Source organism: Bradyrhizobium sp., assembly GCF_017881085.1.
Classification (GTDB): domain Bacteria; phylum Pseudomonadota; class Alphaproteobacteria; order Rhizobiales; family Xanthobacteraceae; genus Bradyrhizobium.
In genome coordinates, this window is record NZ_JADGRI010000054.1 from 1 (window position 1) to 21115 (window position 21115).

The 21115-nt window shown below is 62.8% G+C and carries 18 protein-coding genes, 1 tRNA gene and 1 pseudogene; 6 read left to right on the plus strand and 14 right to left on the minus strand.

The genetic code is table 11. The features are described from left to right. The 5 genes from lon to QZ213_RS07680 all read right to left on the minus strand — a co-directional run. Window positions 1-1719 (minus strand): endopeptidase La (lon, locus tag QZ213_RS07660; RefSeq protein WP_291685467.1); only part of this gene is annotated, 1719 nt, incomplete at its 3' end. 310 nt (window positions 1720-2029) lie between these two features. Beyond that, window positions 2030-3304 (minus strand): ATP-dependent Clp protease ATP-binding subunit ClpX, encoded by a 1275-nt coding sequence (clpX, locus tag QZ213_RS07665; RefSeq protein ID WP_291560338.1) that lies wholly within the window; start codon window positions 3302-3304, stop codon window positions 2030-2032. A gap of 429 nt (window positions 3305-3733) precedes the next feature. Next, the gene (locus QZ213_RS07670; protein ID WP_291685468.1) at window positions 3734-4369 is read right to left on the minus strand and encodes an ATP-dependent Clp protease proteolytic subunit; all 636 of its coding nucleotides are present in this window, start codon (window positions 4367-4369) and stop codon (window positions 3734-3736) included. Between the two features lie 290 nt (window positions 4370-4659). Then, window positions 4660-6021: a trigger factor gene (gene tig, locus QZ213_RS07675; RefSeq protein ID WP_291685469.1), complete on the minus strand. Its 1362-nt coding sequence runs from the start codon at window positions 6019-6021 to the stop codon at window positions 4660-4662. A gap of 176 nt (window positions 6022-6197) precedes the next feature. Continuing rightward, a tRNA-Leu gene (locus QZ213_RS07680) sits at window positions 6198-6282 on the minus strand. Between the two features lie 150 nt (window positions 6283-6432). On the opposite strand from QZ213_RS07680, the gene QZ213_RS07685 reads away from it, so the two are divergent. After that, window positions 6433-7761, plus strand: a complete 1329-nt coding sequence (locus QZ213_RS07685) for a multicopper oxidase domain-containing protein (RefSeq protein ID WP_291685470.1) — start codon at window positions 6433-6435, stop codon at window positions 7759-7761. Between the two features lie 43 nt (window positions 7762-7804). Here the strand turns inward: QZ213_RS07685 and QZ213_RS07690 are convergent, their stop codons facing one another. Next, on the minus strand, window positions 7805-9304 hold the full coding sequence (locus tag QZ213_RS07690; protein WP_291685471.1) for an NAD(P)H-hydrate dehydratase: 1500 nt from the start codon (window positions 9302-9304) through the stop codon (window positions 7805-7807). Window positions 9305-9671: 367 nt separating this feature from the next. Here QZ213_RS07690 and QZ213_RS07695 point away from each other — a divergent pair, with 367 nt between their 5' ends. The 4 genes and pseudogenes from QZ213_RS07695 (at window position 9672) to QZ213_RS07710 (ending at window position 13678) form a co-directional block, all read left to right on the plus strand. Beyond that, entirely contained in the window at window positions 9672-10010 is a 339-nt protein-coding gene (locus QZ213_RS07695; protein WP_007603495.1) for a P-II family nitrogen regulator, read from the plus strand. A 156-nt stretch (window positions 10011-10166) separates the two neighbouring features. Beyond that, complete coding sequence (glnA, locus tag QZ213_RS07700; protein WP_291685472.1) at window positions 10167-11576, plus strand: type I glutamate--ammonia ligase; 1410 nt, start codon at window positions 10167-10169, stop codon at window positions 11574-11576. A gap of 272 nt (window positions 11577-11848) precedes the next feature. Next, window positions 11849-12598, plus strand: a pseudogene (locus QZ213_RS07705) (fumarylacetoacetate hydrolase family protein); the annotation flags it as partial. A 42-nt stretch (window positions 12599-12640) separates the two neighbouring features. Further along, a complete protein-coding gene (locus QZ213_RS07710; protein WP_291685482.1) occupies window positions 12641-13678 on the plus strand; it encodes a 2-dehydropantoate 2-reductase in 1038 nt (345 codons plus the stop codon). A 60-nt stretch (window positions 13679-13738) separates the two neighbouring features. On the opposite strand, the gene QZ213_RS07715 is transcribed toward QZ213_RS07710, so the two are convergent. From QZ213_RS07715 to QZ213_RS07725, 3 genes are all read right to left on the minus strand, one after another. Beyond that, window positions 13739-14962 carry an HWE histidine kinase domain-containing protein gene (locus QZ213_RS07715; RefSeq protein WP_291685473.1) on the minus strand — a complete coding sequence of 408 codons (1224 nt, stop codon included), beginning with the start codon at window positions 14960-14962 and terminating at the stop codon, window positions 13739-13741. A gap of 217 nt (window positions 14963-15179) precedes the next feature. Continuing rightward, window positions 15180-15950, minus strand: coding sequence for a gamma-glutamyl-gamma-aminobutyrate hydrolase family protein (locus QZ213_RS07720; protein WP_291685474.1), 771 nt, complete (start codon window positions 15948-15950; stop codon window positions 15180-15182). 94 nt (window positions 15951-16044) lie between these two features. Beyond that, window positions 16045-16737 carry a hypothetical protein gene (locus QZ213_RS07725; protein WP_291685475.1) on the minus strand — a complete coding sequence of 231 codons (693 nt, stop codon included), beginning with the start codon at window positions 16735-16737 and terminating at the stop codon, window positions 16045-16047. 142 nt (window positions 16738-16879) lie between these two features. Between QZ213_RS07725 and QZ213_RS07730 the strand changes: the two genes are divergently transcribed. Then, window positions 16880-18016 (plus strand): AI-2E family transporter, encoded by a 1137-nt coding sequence (locus tag QZ213_RS07730; protein WP_291685476.1) that lies wholly within the window; start codon window positions 16880-16882, stop codon window positions 18014-18016. A 24-nt stretch (window positions 18017-18040) separates the two neighbouring features. Here QZ213_RS07730 and QZ213_RS07735 read toward each other — a convergent pair whose 3' ends face one another. The 5 genes from QZ213_RS07735 to rplM form a co-directional block, all read right to left on the minus strand. After that, entirely contained in the window at window positions 18041-18343 is a 303-nt protein-coding gene (locus tag QZ213_RS07735) for an antibiotic biosynthesis monooxygenase family protein (RefSeq protein WP_291685477.1), read from the minus strand. Window positions 18344-18448: 105 nt separating this feature from the next. Next, on the minus strand, window positions 18449-18685 hold the full coding sequence (locus QZ213_RS07740) for a hypothetical protein (RefSeq protein ID WP_291685478.1): 237 nt from the start codon (window positions 18683-18685) through the stop codon (window positions 18449-18451). Between the two features lie 56 nt (window positions 18686-18741). Then, complete coding sequence (locus QZ213_RS07745; protein WP_291685479.1) at window positions 18742-19962, minus strand: GGDEF domain-containing protein; 1221 nt, start codon at window positions 19960-19962, stop codon at window positions 18742-18744. A 234-nt stretch (window positions 19963-20196) separates the two neighbouring features. Continuing rightward, window positions 20197-20673, minus strand: coding sequence for a 30S ribosomal protein S9 (gene rpsI, locus QZ213_RS07750; protein WP_291685480.1), 477 nt, complete (start codon window positions 20671-20673; stop codon window positions 20197-20199). 1 nt (window position 20674) lies between these two features. After that, window positions 20675-21115 (minus strand): 50S ribosomal protein L13 (gene rplM / locus QZ213_RS07755; RefSeq protein ID WP_291685481.1); only part of this gene is annotated, 441 nt, incomplete at its 5' end.

Sequence of the window (21115 nt, forward strand, 5' to 3'; positions counted from 1 at the left end):
CACCGACTTCTTCTTGGAGATCATCAGCTCCTTCACCGCCTTGCGGGCGAGTGTCGAAAGCTCACGCTCCAGATTACGCACGCCCGCTTCGCGGGTGTAGCGGCGTATCATCAGGAGCAGCGCATCGTCGTCGATCGACCATTCCTTGGAATCCAGGCCATGCTTGGAGATCGCGTTCGGGATCAGATGCTTGCGCGCGATCTCGACCTTCTCGTTCTCGGTGTAGCCCGCGATCCGGATGATCTCCATGCGGTCCATCAGCGGTCCCGGAATATTCAGCGTATTCGCGGTCGTGATGAACATCACGTTGGACAGATCGTAATCGACCTCGAGATAGTGATCGTTGAAGGTCGAGTTCTGCTCGGGGTCGAGGACCTCAAGCAGCGCCGACGATGGATCGCCGCGGAAATCGGCGCCCATCTTGTCGATCTCGTCCAGCAGGAACAGCGGATTCGAGGTCTTCGCCTTGCGCATCGACTGGATGATCTTGCCGGGCATCGAGCCGATATAGGTGCGGCGATGACCGCGGATCTCGGCCTCGTCGCGCACGCCGCCGAGCGACACGCGCACGAACTCACGGCCGGTCGCCTTCGCGATCGACTTGCCGAGCGAGGTCTTGCCGACGCCGGGAGGGCCGACCAGGCACAGGATCGGTCCGGTCAGCTTGTTGGCGCGCGACTGCACCGCGAGATACTCGACGATGCGGTCCTTGACCTTCTCGAGCCCGTAGTGATCGTTGTCGAGCACCGCTTGCGCGGCGACCAGGTCCTTCTTGACCTTGGACTTCTTGTTCCACGGGATCGACAGCAGCCAGTCGAGATAGTTGCGCACGACGGTCGCTTCCGCGGACATCGGCGACATCTGGCGCAGCTTCTTCAACTCGTGCTGCGCCTTCTCGCGGGCTTCCTTCGAGAGCTTGGTCTTGGCGATCTTCTCTTCCAGATCGGCCAGCTCGTCGCGGCCTTCGTCGTCGCCGAGCTCCTTCTGGATCGCCTTCATCTGCTCGTTGAGATAATATTCGCGCTGGGTCTTCTCCATCTGGCGCTTGACGCGCGAGCGGATGCGCTTCTCGACCTGCAGCACCGAGATCTCGCTCTCCATCAGCCCGAGCACCTTCTCAAGGCGCGCGGTCACCGACAGCGTCTCCAGGATGCCCTGGCGATCGGCGATCTTGACGGCGAGATGCGAAGCGACGGTGTCGCCGAGCTTGGCGAAATCGGTGATCGCCTGAACCACGCCGACGACTTCGGCGGAGATCTTCTTGTTCAGTTTCACGTAGCTTTCGAAGTCGGACACCACCGAGCGCGCCAGGGCTTCGGCCTCGACGGACTTGGCATCGGTGTCAGCCAGCGCAATTGCGGTCGCTTCGTAATACTCCGACCGGTCGGTGTATTTCTGCACGCGCGCGCGCTCGAGCCCTTCCACCAGCACCTTGACGGTGCCGTCGGGCAATTTGAGCAGCTGCAGGACGCTGGCAAGCGTGCCGGTTTCATAGATCGAATCCGGGCTCGGATCATCGTCCGACGCGTTTTTCTGCGTCGCGAGCATGATCAAGGCGTCGTTCTTCATCACTTCTTCGAGGGCGCGGATCGATTTCTCGCGGCCGACGAACAGCGGCACGATCATGTGCGGGAAGACGACGATGTCGCGAAGCGGCAGCACCGGGTAAGCGTGGCTTTCGCCGTGGACGATAGATGGCCGGGGTTTCGGGGTCGTCATGGCCTATTCCTTTTGTTGTGCCCCCTTGCACGCAGTCCGCTCGTTTGCGCAACCGCCACAAGGTGCCGGGATGTTCCGGGATCGATGGCCGCAAGCGGCCGACATTTCCGGATCGTTACGGCGACGAATCTTGAGGGTGTTTTTTCATCGCCGACAGCATTAGGTGGCTATCGACCATGGGGGTGTCAAGTGATTGAAAAAGGCCTGCCAGCCGGGCCTAACACGCAGGTAATGCGACGCAAACGCGGCCGCCGAAAGGCTCGGCAGCCGTCACCTTTTGCACACCTCAACTCACCCGCAGCCGGCGCGATCAGGCGCTGGCGCTGCTCTCGACGGCGCGATCGGAACGATCGGCGTAGATGTAGAGCGGGCGAGCCGTGCCCTCGACCACTTCGCGCGAGATCACGACCTCTTCGACGCCTTCCAGACCCGGAAGATCGAACATGGTCTCGAGCAGGATGCTTTCGAGGATCGAACGCAGGCCGCGCGCGCCGGTCTTGCGCTCGATCGCCTTGCGGGCAACCGCGCCAAGCGCCTCGTCGGCGAAGGTCAGCTCGATATTCTCCATCTCGAACAGCCGCTGGTACTGCTTCACCAGCGCGTTCTTAGGATCGGTCAGAATCTTCTTCAGCGAGACCTCGTCGAGATCCTCCAGGGTCGCGACCACCGGGAGGCGGCCGACGAATTCGGGGATCAGGCCGTACTTCAGGAGATCCTCGGGCTCGACGTGACGGAAGATTTCACCGGTGCGGCGGTCTTCCGGCGCCAGCACCTGGGCTGCGAAGCCGATCGAGGTCGAGCGTCCGCGCGCGGAGATGATCTTCTCCAGCCCGGAGAACGCGCCGCCGCAGATGAACAGGATGTTGGTGGTATCGACCTGCAGGAACTCCTGCTGCGGATGCTTGCGGCCGCCCTGCGGAGGAACCGAGGCCACCGTGCCTTCCATGATCTTCAACAGCGCCTGCTGCACGCCCTCGCCCGACACGTCGCGGGTGATTGAGGGATTGTCGGACTTGCGGCTGATCTTGTCGATTTCGTCGATATAGACGATGCCGCGCTGCGCCCGCTCGACGTTATAGTCGGCCGACTGCAACAGCTTCAGGATGATGTTCTCGACGTCCTCACCGACATAGCCGGCTTCGGTCAGCGTCGTCGCATCCGCCATCGTGAACGGCACATCGAGAATCCGCGCCAGCGTCTGCGCGAGCAGCGTCTTGCCCGAACCGGTCGGACCGATCAGCAAGATGTTCGACTTCGCAAGCTCGACGTCGTTGTGCTTGGTCTGGTGATTGAGGCGCTTGTAGTGATTGTGCACCGCGACCGACAGCACCTTCTTGGCGTGGCTCTGGCCGATCACGTAGTCGTCGAGGACCTTGCAGATTTCCTTCGGGGTCGGAATACCGTCGCGCGACTTCACAAGCGAGGATTTGTTCTCCTCGCGGATGATATCCATGCACAGTTCGACGCATTCGTCGCAGATGAATACCGTGGGTCCCGCGATAAGTTTGCGGACTTCATGCTGGCTCTTGCCGCAGAACGAGCAATAAAGCGTGTTCTTGGAGTCGCTCGTGCCGACCTTACTCATTCTTCTCTCCGTCCGCCGTTCGATCCCGTCCGCTCAATCGACCTATTCCGGTACATGCCGGCTCATAGTTCTAGATAGAGCAAATTCCGTACCAAAAAAGACCCTACACTCCCGATGCCGCACGAATAGCGGCTTACTCGAATCTCCTGCGACCTTAGCCGATCTCACCTAGCCAACCATGGTCGCACCCGACTATCAAGAATTCGCTAATCGGCCGACCAACCGATACCCGTGACAATACCGTGATTTGCGGCGTTCGTACGAGCCAAACCTGCCGAAATCAGCCGAGCGTTGCGCGATTGTCACGCTGCCAAATGAGCACGAAAGCGGAACCTTCTGCCCGTGCGAGGGCATAATAGTCCCGCCGCGGCCGGAATCGCCTGACGCAACGGTCTGTTAACGTCGCCGCCGCGGGTGCGCTCCGTGGTCTTACGGGGTCTTCACAGGGGCCGGCTCTTCCGTGCGCTTGTCGATCACCTTGTCGACAATCCCGAAGTCGCGGGCCATCTCGGCGGTCAGGAACTTGTCGCGTTCCAGCGCATCCTCGATCGCTTTATAGGTCTGGCCGGTATGCTTCACGTAGATCTCGTTGAGCCGCTTCTTCAGGTTCAGGATTTCCTGGGCGTGCAGCATGATGTCGGTGGCCTGGCCCTGAAAGCCGCCGGAGGGCTGGTGCACCATGATGCGCGAGTTCGGTAGCGAGAAGCGCATGTCCTTGTGGCCGGCGGCCAGCAGCAGCGAGCCCATCGAGGCCGCCTGTCCGGTGCACAGCGTCGACACCGGCGGACGGATGAACTGCATGGTGTCGTAGATCGCAAGGCCCGATGTCACCACGCCGCCGGGCGAATTGATGTACATCGAGATTTCCTTCTTCGGATTCTCGGCTTCGAGAAACAACAGCTGCGCGACCACTAGCGTTGACATGCCATCCTCGACCGGTCCGGTCAGGAAGATGATGCGCTCTTTCAGAAGGCGCGAGAAAATATCGTACGCGCGTTCGCCGCGATTGGTCTGCTCGACCACCATCGGCACGAGTTGCATGTAGGTTTCGACCGGATCGCGCATTAGTCACCCAAGGGTTGGTAGATAGAGGGTTAGCAGACGGTTGGCGGAGACGAACATCCATTGGCAAGGCAGGACTGGCCGGAATTGCCAGGCACGGACGAACGTCCCGTAATGCAGGACTTACTTAAAGACAGGGCTCACAGATATGAGCCAATTCCCCGGTGGCAAGCCCGGGCAAATAGCGGGGTTGATCTGCCGCAGTTGAAGCTGATTCGGACGGCCGGGCATAGCGACGGATGCCGCTGCCCGGCCCCTTTCGCTTCTCAACCTTAATGGCACCCTGACGCGTTTCAGGCGGCGCTCTTCTCCGCCTCATCCTCCTTGTAGAGGTCCTCGCGCGTCACCTTCTTCTCGGTCACGTTGGCGAGTTCAAGGATGAAATCGACCACCTTGTCCTCATAGATCGGCGCACGAAGCTGGGCCAGCGCATTGGCGTTGCTGCGATAGTAGTCCCAGACCTCCTTCTCGCGACCCGGCATCTGGCGCGCGCGCTCGATCACCGCGCGGCTGACCTCGTCGTCGGTGACCGTGATCTTGTTCTTCTCGCCGATCTCCGACAGCACCAGGCCGAGCCGCACCCGCCGATCGGCGATCTTGTGGTATTCTTCCTTTGCCGCCTCTTCCGTGGTGCCTTCATCGGCAAAGGTCTTGCCGCTCGATTCCATCTCGGCCTTGATCGAGTTCCACATCAGGTTGAACTCCTCCTCGACCAGCGACGGCGGCGCCTCGAAGCGGTGGGTCTCGTCGAGGCGATCGAGCAGCGTGCGCTTGACCCGCTGGCGCGTGGTGCCTGCGTATTCCGCCGACAGCCGCTCGCGCGCGGCTTCCTTCAGCTTGTCGAGCGATTCCAGTCCGAGCGTCTTGGCGAACTCGTCATCGATCCTGGCTTCCTGCGGCGCTTCGACCAAGGTCGCCGTGGTTTCGAATTCGGCCGGCTGTCCGGCCAGCTTTTCGCTGGCGTAGTTCTTCGGGAACGAAACCTTCAGGGTGCGGGTCTCGCCCTGGGCGATGCCGATCAGCTGTTCCTCGAAGCCGGGGATGAAGCTGTTGGAACCGATCGTGACCTGGATGTTTTCGCCGGTGCCGCCGTCGAACGGCACACCGTCGATGGTGCCCTTGAACGAGATCGTGACCCGATCCCCGCTCTCGGCCTTGGCGCCCTCTCCCTTCGCGGCATAGGCCCTGTTGCCGTCCGCTATCCGCTTGATCGCCTCATCGACGTCAGTGTCCGACACCTCGGCGACCGGCTTCTCGACCGTAAAGCTCTTGAAATCGGCGAGCGCAATCGCGGGCACGACCTCGATCGAAACCGTATAAGTGAGATCGGATTTTCCGGCGAGGATATCCTCGACGGCTTTTTCTTCCGTCGGCATGGTGATCTTGGGCTCGGTCGCGAGCCGGAAGCCGCGTTCGGTGAAGATCTGCGAATTGGTATCGCGGATGGTCTGGTCGATGGTCTCCGCCATCACCGAGCGGCCATAGACCTTCTTGAGGTGGCTCACCGGCACCTTGCCCGGGCGGAAGCCGTTGAGACGGACCTTGTCCTTCATATCCACGAGACGCGCGTCCGCCTTGGCATCGAGGTCCGATGCGGGAACGCTGATCTGGAATTCGTGCTTCAATCCCTCGGCGAGGGTTTCTGTAACCTGCATGGCGTCAATCTTCTTCCGCTTTCGTCCGCACCTCGCGGCGCGGACATTTGTCAATCTGGTCGACGCGCGGCGTCAAAGCCTGCGTCGGTGGTTCGGCGGACCCATTTCTCTGCGGGCAGGTTGCCCCTTCGAAAAACAGGCCCTCCAGCAATCATCATGCAAACGCTGTCAGCGCTTGGTGCGGGCGGAGGGACTCGAACCCCCACAACTTTCGTCACTGGAACCTAAATCCAGCGCGTCTACCAATTCCGCCACGCCCGCTGATAGCATCATGTCCGGCCGCGATGCCGCGGGCGGCGGGCTTATAACATGAGCCCACCGGTTCGCAGCAAAAAAATGGCCGATTCAGACCTCCCGGGACGTACCCGCGGTCGCTGGACATATCCAGCGGAAAATGGTCCGCATCGACCCATGGCAGATCGAATTTTTCGGCTGGACCGCCGCGAGCTTTTGGCCGGATTGGGCGCTACGGCGGCCCTCGGTGCGGCCGTGCCGGACATCGCGGCCGCCCAAAACCGCCTGTCCCTGAAATTGCAGGCCAAAGCCAGCACCATCGCCCTGCGTCCGGGACAATCGCAGACCCCAATATGGTCGCTCCAGGGCTCGCCGCCAGACCCCGGTTTGCGCTTCCGGCGCGGCGACGAGCTCGAAATCGCGCTTCAGAACGACCTGCCGGCGGCCACGGTGCTGAACTGGCACGGGCTCGACGGGGTCGCCGGAGCCGAACCGCTGGCGGCGCGGCCATCCCTCGCGGCGGGGGCCAGGGAAACCCTCAAGGAAAACCTATTGATGCGTCACGCTGGCACCTTCCTGTGCGACATTACGCTCCTCGGCGACGGCGCAGCATGGCCCGCCCGGGGGTTGCCGCTGGTCGTTGCCGAAAGCGAGCCAGTCGCCATCGACCGCGACGAGGTGTTTCTGATCGAGGATTGGCGGCTCCGCCCGGACGGAACCGCGATCGCGCCCGGCGTCGATCCCAGGGACACGACGCCCCTTTACACCGTCAACGGGCTGACGATGCCGGATATCACCGTGCGCGCCCAGGGGCGGCTGCGGCTCCGCTTCATCAATGGCTGCCAACGGGCTGTCATTGCGGTGAAAATGGACGGGTACGAGGTCCGGGTCATGGCCCTCGACAGCCAGCCGGCCGAGCCCTTCCCCGCGCGCAACAGTGCGATCGTGCTGGCGCCGGGAGGCCGGGCCGACGCCTTCGTCGACGCGCCTGCCGCGGGTTCCGCTTCACCCATCCTGCTGCATGACGGCAAGGAGGCCCGGCCGATCGCCCGGCTGGTCGTCTCCAGGGAGCCGCCGCTGCGGGACGCAGCCCTGCCCGCCGCGCCCCCGCTGCCGTCCAACGGCCTGCCGGCCCAGCTCGACCTCAGACGCGCCTTACGCTTTGAGGTAACGCTGGGCGGGCCGCAAGGCGACTGGATGCGGCCAGCGGAATTCGCCGCATCTGCGGCCCCCGCGTTCCGCGCCAAGGCCGGCCGCGTGGTGGTGCTGGCGCTGACCAACCTCGGCGATACGCCCACCGTCTTCCACCTCCACGGACATCATTTCCGGCTGCTGGACCGGCTCGACGATGGCTGGAAGCCGTTCTGGCTGGACACGCTGGCTATCGATGCCGGACAGACCCAGCGGATCGCCTTCGCCGCCGACCATGCCGGCCGCTGGCTGCTGGAGGCTGTCGCGACGGACTGGGCGGCGCCCCGTCTCGTGCGGTGGTTCAATGTCGAGTGAGGCGAACACTCACGGCATCCGGCCTATCAGCGTTTCACGCATTTCAATAGTCGACACCGAGCTCGTCATAGAGCCGCCGGAACACCGCGGGCAGCGTCTCCGGCAGATCTTCCGCGATCAGGCCGGGGCCGGCTTCGCGCGCGGCCTCGCCGTGCATCCAGACCCCGATCGAGGCGGCCTCGAACGCCGGCACGCCCTGAGCCAGCAAGCCTGCGATCATTCCCGACAGCACGTCGCCGGCGCCGGCGGTGGCGAGCCAGGGCGGCGCGTTGGCGGCGATGGTGGCGCGCCCGTCCGGTGACGCCACGACCGTATCCGGCCCCTTGAGCAGGACGACGCCGCCTGCGCGCTCGGCCGCTGCCCGCACCCTCTCGAGTTTCGATCGAAGTGGATGTTTGTTGCTGATGTCGCTGAACAGGCGGGGAAATTCTCCCTCATGCGGGGTCAGGACGACCTGCGGATCATGGGATGCTTTAATCGCTTCGAACAGATGATCAGGCGCCTCGGCAAAGCTCGTCAGCGCATCCGCATCCAGAACCAGACCGCGCTGCGCCGACAGCGCCGTCAGCACAAAATCCCGGGTCCGCTGACCAAGACCAGCGCCCGGTCCGATCACGCAGGTGTTGAGGCGCTTGTCGGTCAAGAGTTCGGCGAACTCGACTGGGGTGTCGATCGGGCGAACCATCACCGCGGTCAGCGCCGCAGCATTCACGATGAGCGCATCCCGCGGCGATGCCAGCGTGACGAGGCCGGCGCCCGCGCGCAACGCGCCGCGCGCCGACATCCGCGCCGCTCCCGTCGCCGCGACGTCGCCGGAGACGACGATGGTGTGGCCGCGCGCGTATTTATGGCCGTCGATCTTCGGCACCGGAAAGGACGTGCGCCAGGTGTCCGGGACGTTCTCGAACGCCTGCGGTTTGATTTCCTCGATCACGCCTGGATTGATGCCGATATCGGCGACCCGCACGCGGCCGCAATGTATGCGCCCGGGCAACAGCAAATGCGCCGGCTTGCGCCGGAAGAAGGTAACGGTCTCGGTCGCACGGACCGCGATGCCCATGACAGACCCGCTGGTGCCGTTGATGCCGCTCGGCAGGTCGACGGCGAGCACTGGCGCGCCGTTGGCGTTGATCGCCTCGATCATGTCATGCGGAGCGTCCTTGACGGGCCGGTTGAGGCCGGCGCCGAACAGCGCATCGATGATCAGCGCGGGCTTGCCGATCGCCTGCGGATTGAACGGCAGCACCGGATGTTTCCAGCCCTTCGCCGCGGAGGCCGCGTCGCCCTGCAGACTGTCCCGGTCGCATAACAGGATCACCGACACCTCGCGGCCCCGCGCCGAAAGCTCCGCCGCCGCCACGAAGCCGTCGCCACCATTATTGCCGGGCCCGGCGACGACGACGATCGGACCCTCCTCCACCAGCTCCATCGCGGCCTCGGCCACGGCCTGGCCGGCACTCAGCATCAGCGCGAAGCCCGGCGTGCCGGCCGCGATGGTGAGCCTGTCGGCACGTTCCATTTCAGCCGTGGTAAGAACTTCCATGCCAAATCCCTGGTAAAAGCGCCTTATCCTGAGGCATTTCCTATGCCACGCGAAGTCCAATCGCCAGCGATTGCATCTCGATTGATCTGTTTGCCTATTTGATAGGCTGGGGTATGCTGGACCCCTCAACCTGACGTCAGGCGAATGCCCGATAAAAGGCTGATAACATTTCAAAATCAGGCGCCTTAACAACTTGGCATAGACCCTGCTTTTGAGGAAGCCGGCTCTGGATGATCGTGCTCAACGGCAATTGTTGGTATTCCCCCGGCTACGCGTCAGGACGAACGATCGAACAACCTGCGCGACATCAGCGCAACGTCGAAACAAGTCTGCTGTCTGAAATTTGGAAATGCCCGGGAGGCGCTCAGTGAAGAAGATCGAAGCCATCATCAAGCCATTCAAGCTCGACGAGGTTAAGGAAGCGCTCCAGGAAGTCGGACTGCAAGGCATTACCGTTACCGAAGCCAAGGGATTCGGTCGGCAGAAGGGTCACGCCGAACTCTATCGCGGCGCCGAATATATCGTGGACTTTCTGCCCAAGGTGAAAATCGAGATCGTGATCGGGGACGACCTGGTCGAGCGGGCGATCGACGCGATCCGGCGTGCGGCCCAGACCGGGCGGATCGGCGACGGCAAGATCTTCGTGTCCAACATCGAGGAAGCCATCCGCATCCGGACCGGAGAATCCGGGCTGGACGCCATCTAAGCCGGAGTTGCGAACCAACCGCATTTTTGACCGGGCCTGGACCGGATCTGCCGATAGTCTGATATTGTATTGAGCTTCCCCCAATTGTATTGAGGCCTACCGACGGTCGCGGCCTGCGGCCAGATCGCGACCACCTGTAAGCCAAAAGGGGTACTCATGAAGACCGCCAAAGACGTCCTGAAATCGATCAAGGACAACGACGTCAAATACGTCGACCTGCGCTTCACCGATCCGCGCGGCAAGTGGCAGCATGTGACTTTCGACGTCGGGATGATCGAAGAGGAAACGTTTGCCGAAGGCGTCATGTTCGACGGCTCCTCGATCGCCGGCTGGAAGGCGATCAACGAATCCGACATGTGCCTGATGCCCGACCCGGTCACCGCGACGATCGATCCGTTCTTCGCCGAGACCACCATGGTCATCACCTGCGACGTGCTGGAGCCGACAACCGGCGAGCCCTACAACCGCGACCCGCGCGGCATGGCCAAGAAGGCCGAGGCCATGGTCAAGTCGATGGGTGTCGGCGACACCGTGTTCTTCGGACCCGAAGCCGAGTTCTTCGTATTCGACGACGTCCGGTTCCAGACCACCCCCTACAACACCGGCTTCAAGCTGGATTCGGTGGAACTGCCGATCAACTCCGACACCGAATATGAGGGCGGCAACCTCGGTCACCGCATCCGCACCAAGGCCGGCTACTTCCCGGTTCCGCCGCAGGACTCGGTGCAGGACATGCGCTCGGAAATGCTCGGCGCGATGGCCAAGATGGGCGTCAAGGTCGAGAAGCATCACCACGAAGTCGCCTCCGCCCAGCACGAACTCGGCATGAAGTTCGATACCCTGACGCTGATGGCCGACCAGATGCAGATCTACAAATACTGCATCCATCAGGTCGCCCACATCTACGGCAAGACCGCCACTTTCATGCCGAAGCCGGTCTATGGCGACAACGGCTCGGGCATGCACTGCCACCAGTCGATCTGGAAGGACGGCAAGCCGGTGTTCGCCGGCAACAAATACGCCGACCTGTCGGAGACCTGCCTGTCCTACATCGCCGGCATCATCAAGCACGCCAAGTCGATCAACGCCTTCACCAACCCATCGACCAACTCCTACAAGCGTCTGGTTCCGGGGTATGAAGCGCCGGTGCTGCTCGCCTACTCCGCGCGCAACCGCTCGGCCTCCTGCCGTATCCCCTACACCTCGAACCCGAAGGCCAAGCGCGTCGAGGTGCGTTTCCCCGATCCGATGGCCAATCCCTATCTCGGCTTTGCCGCGATGCTGATGGCCGGCCTCGACGGTATCAAGAACAAGCTCGATCCGGGCCCGGCGATGGACAAGGATCTGTACGATCTGCCGAAGGAAGAGCTGAAGGCGATCCCCACGGTGTGCGGTTCGCTCCGCGAGGCGCTTGAAAATCTCGACAAGGACCGCGCCTACCTCAAGAACGGCGGCGTGTTCGACGACGACTTCATCGACGCCTATATCGAGCTGAAGATGACCGAAGTCGCACGCTACGAGATGACCCCGCATCCGGTCGAATTCGAAATGTACTACTCGCTGTGATCCCGGCGCGCTTCGGCGCGCGTCACGATCTGACAATGCAAAAGGCGCTTCCGGTGGAGGCGCCTTTTTTGTTGCGGCTAAGCGCCGTCAAGCGATCGCGCGCCGAAAACCCTGAAACCGTACGTCTTTACCCCCAGTTGCTCCGGCGTGCTGACGCGGGGCGGCCCGGCAATGATGCGCTGCATGAATACAGGACTCGATATCGGGCCTAGAATGCCAAGAGGGCGGCGCGATCGAACGACGCCGCCCTTTACCGCACCGGGAGGTCGCAAATGGCAAAATGGATCCGCTTCGAGCAGGACGGAAAGACCGGCTTCGGTACGCTGGAGGGCGACGGCATCGCCGTTCACACCGGCGACATGTTCGCCGGCGCGAAGCCGACCGGCGAGACGCTGAAACTTTCGAGCGTCCGCCTGCTCACGCCGTGCGAACCTTCCAAGATGATCTGCCTGTGGAACAATTTCCACCAGCTCGCGGCCAAGAACGATTTCACCGAGCCGAACGAGCCGCTGTGGTTCCTGAAGGCGCCAAATGCTTATTGGCCCGCGAACCGGCCGATCCAGCGCCCGGCCACCTATGCCGGAAAGATCATTTACGAGGGCGAGCTCGGCGTCGTCATCGGCAAGAAGTGCTTCAACATCACGGAAGCCGAGGCCGGCGACTACATCTTCGGCTATACCTGCGTGAATGACGTCACCGCCGTCGATCTCCTGCGCAAGGACAAATCGTTCGAACAATGGGCGCGCGCCAAGAGCTTTGACACCTTCGGCGTGTTGGGTCCGGTGATCGCGACTGGCCTCGATCCGATGAAGCTGTCGGTCAAGACCGTCCTGAACGGCAAGGAACGGCAGAACTATCCCGTCGCCGACATGTTCTTCCCGCCGCACCGGCTGGTCGCCGCCATTTCGAAGGATGTGACGCTGATGCCGGGCGACGTCATCGCCTGCGGCACCTCGCTCGGCGCCGGCACCATGGGCGACGCCCATAACGTGGTCGACATCGTGATCGACGGCGTCGGCAGCCTCAGCAATGTTTTCGACCAGGTGCTGCCGAGCCCCTATCTGTTGGGCGCGCCGCCCAGCGCGAAGAAGATCTGCGTGGTCGGCGCCGGCGCGATCGGCGGCCTGCTGGCCGCCAAGTTTGCGCTCGCGGGCGAGGACGTCACCGTGATCGACCAGGGGGCGCATCTCGCCGCGATCCAGAAAAGCGGACTGAAGCTCGAATGGCATGACGGCAAGGTCCAGACGGCCAAGGTGAAGGCCGTCAACAAGCCGGCCGAGGCCGGTAAGCAGGACATCGTCGTGCTGGCGGTGAAGGCGCATTTCCTCGATCAGGTGGTGCGCGATATCGACTCACTGCTCGGTCCCGACACCATCGTGCTGACCGTGCAAAACGGCCTGCCCTGGTGGTATTTCCAGCGGCTCGGCGGCCCGTACGACGATCACCGGCTGGACAGCCTCGATCCCTCCGGCGTGCTCACCAAGCATATCGATCCGAAGCGCATCATCGGCTGCGTGGTCTATCCGGCGGCGGCCGCGATCGCGCCGGGGGTGATCCATCACGTCGAGGGCGACCGCTTCCCGATCGGCGAACTCGACGGCAAGGAGACCGAGCGCGTCAAGGAATTGCACGACCGCTTCGTCAAGGCCGGGCTAAAATCCATGGTGCTGCCGGACATCCGCTCGGAGATCTGGCTAAAGGCGTGGGGCAACCTCTCCTTCAACCCGATCTCGGCCCTGACTCATGCCACGCTGGTCGATATCTGCCAGTTCGCCGAGACCCGCCAGCTGGCGGCGGTGATGATGAAGGAAGCGCAGGACATCGCGCAGAAGCTCGGCGTCACCTTCCGCGTCTCGATCGAAAAGCGGATTGCCGGCGCCGAAGCGGTCGGCGCCCACAAGACGTCGATGCTGCAGGACGTGGAAGCCGGCCGCTCGCTGGAAACCGAGGCGCTGATCGGCTCGATCCTCGAAATGGCCAAACTGACCAATACCGCGGCGCCCTCTATCGAGGCCGTCTATGCGCTGGTGAAGCTGCTCAACAAGGTCATGCTGCTCGAAGGCGGCGGCGTGAAGGTGGAGAAGGCCAGCAAGGCCGCCTAGCAAGATCCAACGGAGTCCGGAATTCATACCCCACGTACGGGTTATGGATTCCGGAGCTCATCACGCCGGCGCAACCAGCGAAGCCATTGGCACGTTCAGGACGTACACGAATCCCGCCGGATCGTAGGTCAACTTGACCTCGCCTTTCAGTTGCTGTCCGAGCGAGCCCATCAGGCGGGTGCCGAAACTCTGACGGGACGGCGCATGGACCATCGGGCCGTTCTTTTCGGACCAGGTCAGATACAACCGCTGCATCGCTTCATCGATCTTCCAGACGATCTCGATGCGGCCTGCCGGCTCCGAAAGCGCGCCAAATTTCGTGGTGTTGGTGCAAAGCTCATTGAGCGTCATGGCAAGCGCGATCACGGCTCCCGACGTGATCCTGATCTCGGGTCCGTGTATGGAGATCCGGCCCGAACCAATGCTGACGTAAGGCTCGGTCGCACCGCGGATGGTATGTTCGAGGCTTGCGTTGGCCCATCTTGCCTGCAGCAGCAGGTCATGCGCCCGCCCCAGCGCGACGAGCCGGCCTTCGATGGCATGTTGACCGTGTTCGATGCTTGTTGCCGTCCGCAGGCTTTGCGACGCAATGGCGCTGACGGTCGCGAGCGTGTTCTTGATGCGGTGATGCAGTTCTTCCAGGATGAGTTTCTGCAATTTGTCGGCCGCTTCGCGTTCCTTGGCGTCGATGCCCGCTTGGGCAAGCAGAACCTTTGCATCGATACCGGCCTGCTCGAGCAACAGACGAAGGCTGTCGTTTTCCGCGGTCAGAAACTCCTGTGATGTTGCATCTGCCAATCCCGGCCGGGCCGTTTTGCCGTTTGCTTCCGGATGCAGCGCCTTCGCGATCAGCGCGGAAATATCGTCCGGCACGACTTTCAGGGCGCCCTTGCCCATCATGTCCTGCATTTCTCCGATCAATTGCTTTCCGTCGAGCGGTTTGCCGAAGAAGCGGCTGTCAGCAGGCCTGTCATCGTCGGCCAGTTTCAGTTGACCTGACACGAGGATGATCTTGATCAACGGCCAACGCTCGTGGACAGCGTAGGCGAGCTTGAGCCCGTCCATGCTTCCGGGCATCTGGATGTCGGTGAACAGCAGTTCGATATCCGAGCGGGATTCGAGGACAGCGATTGCGTCGTCGGCATTTATCGCCTCAACAGCGGTAAACCCGGCGTCCTCGACCATATTCACCGCGCGCATGCGCAGCAGCATCTCATCTTCGACAACCAGAACGGCGCGAAGAGCGGCAGACCGACCAATAGTCATGGTGTCCGGCACTTCCATTTGGAGCTAGTGGATTAGCCCGTGCCAGTTGCTCAGTATGGCGTCGAACATTTCAGCAAAGTAGCGTCAGTAAATTGTCAAGTACAAACGATCCCGCCGCGTGCGGGTCCAGGTCCCAATGCGCTCGAAGCCGCAAGGTTCCCGGGCTTACAGACTAATTCTTGGTTCGGCTTCTTTAGGCGAAGCGCGCCAGCTCCCGGCAACGCCGGTTCGTGAGCTATCCCGCACGCTGGCGGGACGCCAGCGCCTCGCCAAAGGCCTGGAACAGCGCGCGATTGATCGGATTGCGCTGCGGATCGTATTCGGCGTGCCATTGCACGCCGAGCGCAAAGCCCGGTGCATCCGCGATCCGGATCGCCTCGATGGTGCCGTCCTCGGCCACGCCCTCGATCACGACCCGCTTGCCCGGTTCGAGGATGCCCTGGCCGTGCAGCGAGTTGACGCGGATGGTCTCGCATTTGAGGATTTGCGCAAACGCGCCGCCGGGGACCAGGCTGACCTCGTGGCGGTCGGCGAAGACGACGTTGGGATCGGGATGGATTTCACCGTTCTCCAGCCGCGGCATCCGGTGATTCATGCGGCCCGGCAGTTCGCGGATTTCCGGGTGCAGCGAGCCGCCGAAGGCGACGTTCATCTCCTGCAGGCCGCGACAGATGCCGAACAGCGGCACGCCGCGGGCGACGCAGGCTTCCGACAGCGCCAGCGCCAGATCGTCGCGCTTGATGTCGTAGGGTTCGTGCCGGGGATCGGGTTCAGTCCCGAAACGCGCCGGGTGGACATTGGCGCGGGCGCCGGTCAGCACCACGCCGTCGACCGTATCGAGCAACGCGCCGATATCGGTGATATCCGGGCAGCCGGCGAACATCAGCGGCAGGGCGCCCGAAACCTCGGCCACCGCGCGGAGATTTCGCTCTCCGACCATCTGTGTCGCAAATCGATTTTCGATGCGGTAGGCGCTTCCGATCACACCGACCACCGGCCTTCTCATCGCCTTCAATCCGATCTCACCTCGCAAAGTTCCGGCGCAGATCATGCCCGCGGGCCGCCAAGGGAGCAACAGGTTAGGCCGCAACGCGGCGATGCTATTTCCGCGTAAACGCCTCTTTGGCGTCGATGGACAAGGCGGCCGGCAATCCGGCCGCCTTGATCGCGACCGCCGCCGAATTGTCCGCCCCGTTCAGCCACTTCAATTTCGCCTCGATCCCGCGCGTCACGGGCTCGCCGAGGGGCCCGCCGAAATCGAGCGGCCAGAAACCGTTCGGCACCACCTCAGCGGTGATGCCGTGCAGGCGAAATCCCTTGCCCAACAGCGCTTCCAGATCGTCCGGCGCGACGTTGCGCGCGGTCGAGGGATCGTTCGGGTCGGCGAATGTCACCAGAACCGGAATCAATGCGCCGGTCACCGCTACCACCCCGGTCATCCGGCTCATTTCATTGAATGACGGATTACGGCCCGCAGCCTTGTAGGCGCGCAACGCTACATAGTTGATTCCGTCGAGATCGACCGTCTTGTCGATATGGGCCAGCAAGGCGACAAGGTTCCTGCCGCCGCCAAGATCGACGAAAACCGCATCGCCCTTGGTAGCGGTGTGGCCCTGACGGCTGTACCCCCGGTCGGGGTGCACCGACAGCACGCCGAAAGCCGATTTTGCGCCCTCGGGCGTGTCCGCCTCGACCGTCAGGCGATATTTGTGACCGGGCCGGTTGATCCTGATCTGATCGCCGACGAACAGCGCGGCCAATAGGGCCACTGGCCCGAGCCATTTGAAGTTCATACCAGCGCCCCTCGCCTTGCCGTTCCCGCCCATCGCTTGGCACAAGGCAGGCGCCAGCGTCAAACCGGCGCTCCCCGTCGAGCTTGATCCCGGGCGCGATTGACGAAAGAGTGCGGCTGCGGACGGCAGAGAAGGAATCAAGGTGGCAGTATCGGCTCACGAACCTCGTCAGGCCCGCACCGATCTGGCCTGGGCGATATCGGTCGGCGGCATCGGCGTCGTCGGTTTCGCGGCACTTCTGCTGTTCACCTGGTACTACTCCGCGACGCTGTTTCTGATTTTCGCCGGCATGCTGCTCGGTGTCGCGCTCAACGCCTTGACCACGATGCTCGCCCGCGCCGTCAAGCTGCCGCATGCGCTGCGGCTGACCATCGTCTGCCTGGTGCTGGCGACCATGTTATCGGGCGTGGTGTTTCTCGGCGGCACCACCATTGCGCAGCAGGCCACCGCGCTGAGCGATACGATCAAAGGGCAGCTCGTCGGGGTCAAAGCCTTCCTGGAGCGGAACGGCATCGATACCAGCTATTTCGAGCTCGGCAATTCCAGTGCGACGCCGCCAGCTTCATCGACCCCGGCAACGGCGACGCCGGCTCCCGCACCGACGCATAACCTTCCGAGCGCGGGCGCGATCGCCTCCAGCGGCGGCGCCATCGTCAGCCAGACCTTCAAATTGCTGCTGGGCACCGTGAGCGCGGTCGGCAATTTCTTTATCGTGCTGTTTCTCGGACTGACCTTCGCGGCGCAGCCTAGCGTCTATCGCAAGGGGCTGTTGTTCATGGCTCCGGCGCGGCATCGCGCCCACGCCACCGTAATCGTCGATCGCATCAGCGAGACGCTGGAGCGCTGGCTGATCGCACAGATCATCACCATGTTCGTGGTCTTCGTAGTGACCTGGATCGGCCTGACCGTCATCGGCGTCCAGGGGTCGTTCATACTGGGCATCCAGGCGGGATTGCTGACGTTCATTCCGACCGTCGGCGCGCTGATCGGCGGGCTGATCGTGGTGCTCGCGAGCCTCGCGTCCGGATGGGTCGCGGCATTCAGCGCGTTCCTGCTTTTCCTCGGCGTTCACGTGCTGGAAAGCTATATTCTCACGCCGATGCTCCAGCGCCAGGCGCTGGAGATTCCCCCGGCCACGCTGTTTGCGTTCCAGATCCTGCTCGGCGTGGTGTTCGGAATCTGGGGTCTGGCACTGGCGCTTCCCCTGATGGCAGTCGTGAAAGTCATGATCGACTATTTCAAATCCGACGAAACCTCAGCCGCGCCGATTGCGGCTTAAGGCATCGCGGGATGCGGCGGACATTCAGCGCGCCGAGGTCAGCACCGTCTCGGTATGCTCGACCTCGGGCGGCGCGGCGAAATATTGGCCGACCAGGCCACGCCACGCCGTGAAATCCTCGGAGCCCCGGAAGTCGACGGTGTGATTTTCCAGCGTCTCCCACTTCGCCATCAGCCGGTAGCGCGACGGCTTTTCGATCGACTTGTGAAGTTCGAAACCTTTGCCGCCCCTGGCGCGCAGGAACAGCGGACGGGCCTTGGCGACCGCGGCTTCAAAGTCCTTCTCGGTGCCGGGCCTGACGTCGATTTGTGCGATTTCGGTAATCATGGAGTTTACGGCCTCTCGTTGAGAACCTGACGTCTCTATCACCGAACGCCGCAAAAGAAAAAGGCGCCTCGCGGCGCCTCCATCGTCATTTTCTGCAACGGCTCTTCAATTCAACAGCAGCACTGTGCCGGCGACCAGGAGCGTACAGCCGACGAACATCACGACCGGCCAGCGGCTGCGCGGCCGATCGTAGCGGCCCTGCGCGCGGCGTTCCGTGATCAGCGCCGTCTCGTATTCGTCCGAAGTCGAAAACATGCAGGCAAAGCCGCTGCGGGCCGAGACGGCCGCGGCATCGAGCGACATCAGGGCGGCGCGGACATTTTGATCGCGGGGCGTGTACATGGCCGCAATGATAGGTAGCGAATGGTAAACGGGAGGTTACCGCCGCCAGCCCCTCCTTATGCCAGCTTGGCGACGCTCGGCTGTGGCGGCCGGGAGACACCCGCGGTCTTGCGCCGCCAGTTCTCCAGCGACAATGGCAACTCTTCGGCGGCCTCGACGCGGTTGCGGCCGGTGCGCTTGGCCTGATAGAGCGCGGTGTCGGCTGCCGCCAACAACACCTCAAGCTCGGTGCCCGCCGGCCCGCCGGCGACGCCGATGCTGACGGTGGTGTCGACCGGGCCGGTCTCGACCGCGATTCCGGAATTAGCGAAGGCCGCGCGCACCCTTTCGGCGGCAATCACGCCGTCTTCCAGTGAACACGGCAGCAAGGCCGCGAATTCCTCGCCGCCGACACGCCCCGACAGGTCCGATAACCGGAGCGTGTTGACCACGATGATGGCGAACAGTTTGAGAACCTCGTCGCCCGCGGCATGGCCGAAACGGTCATTGATCGACTTGAAATGGTCGATGTCGAAAATCAGCGCCGTCACCGGACGGCCGGCATGGGCTTCGCGGTCGATCAGGCGCGACGAGGCTTCTGCGAAGCCGCGGCGATTGAACATGCCGGTCAGCGGATCCGTCGACGCCGCCGTCTTGTGGGCGGTCACCGCGCGCTCGGAGACCAGGATGAAGATGACGAACACGGTGCCGATGGCATAGAGCACGAGTTCGACGGAGAATCCGGTCACCCAGACGCTGGAGGCAAATTTGGGATCGTGCGGCTGTAGAAGGCTGCCAAGCAGGATCGGCAGCATCAGCACGAAACCGTGCATAACCGGCACCACGATCAGGGGCCAGCGCCGCTGCAGCGAGCGGCGGCGCTCGGTCCATAATTCGGTGGCCGTCAGCGCCGCGTAGATCGTGACAATGCCGGCGCCGATGATCACGCGTATCATCGAGCCCGCCGGCGCCACCGTCAGAGCGGCGGCGATCCAGGCGATGGCGCCCAGAACCATTGCCGGCAGAATGGGCTTGCGACCGCGAAACACGCGGGATGCGTTCCAGACAATGCCGCAGGCGATAAAGCCGACCGCGTTCAGCACCAGCGACGGCAGGTCGCCGAGCGTGCCGCCGGTGACCGTCCAGAGCCCAACCGACGTCGCACCGAGCAGATAGGCGGTTCCCCACCATTTCAGCGCCCGGATCCTTTCCTGGTTGCCGAACAGCAGCAGCATGGCTCCCAGCATCGCCGCGATCATCGTGGCGATGATGTAAAGTGTGGGGGTATCGAGCGACATGAGCCAGCCTGGGTTTGTGATGCAGCGGATGAAGCGCAACTGAGGCGGACCGGACGCTATCACCGAGGCATAACCTAAGACCGCTCTGTTCGAATTCCGTTTGCGCGTACACACAAGTTTTCGCGAAAAACTGCGTTAACTGTTTGGAAAATTCGTAACAGAAAGCTGCAATGAAAAAGGGCGCCCGAAGGCGCCCTTTCCTGGTTCCAGATACGCAGCATTCGCTGCAAAATCTTAGCGCTTCGAGAACTGGAACGACTTGCGCGCCTTGGCGCGGCCGTACTTCTTGCGTTCGACGACGCGGGAGTCTCGGGTCAGAAAACCACCCTTCTTCAGGACGCCGCGCAGATCCGGCTCGAAATAGGTCAGCGCCTTCGAGATGCCGTGACGCACCGCGCCGGCCTGGCCCGACAGACCGCCACCGGTGACGGTGCAGATCACGTCGTACTGGCCCGCGCGGGCGGCAGCGACCAGCGGTTGCTGAATCATCATGCGCAGCACCGGACGGGCGAAATAAACTTCGACCTCACGGGTGTTGACGACGATCTTGCCGGCGCCGGGCTTGATCCAGACGCGGGCGACCGCGTCCTTGCGCTTGCCGGTGGCATAGGCGCGGCCGTATTTGTCGACCTTCTTGACGTATTTCGGCGCTTCGGGCGTGGCCGGTTTCAGCTGTGACAGCTGATCGAGCGACTGCATGGTGTCGGACATCTTATGCGGCCCTCATGTTCTTGCGATTCATCGCAGCGATATCGATTTTCTCGGGTTGCTGGGCCTCGTGCGGATGCTCGGGACCTGGATAGACGCGCAGGTTACCGAGCTGCACGCGGCCAAGCGGCCCGCGCGGAATCATGCGCTCGATGGCCTTCTCGACCACGCGCTCGGGAAAACGGCCCTCGAGGATCGACTTCGCGGTGCGTTCCTTGATGCCGCCGATGAAGCCGGTGTGGTTGTAATAGACCTTGTTCTCGCGCTTGCGCCCGGTGAGCACGATGTGCGCCGCGTTGATGATGATGACATGGTCGCCGCAATCGACATGCGGCGTATAGGTCGGGAGGTGTTTGCCGCGAAGGCGCATCGCGACCAGGGAAGCGAGCCGGCCGACCACCAGACCTTTGGCGTCGATCAGCACCCACTTCTTCGTCACCTCGGC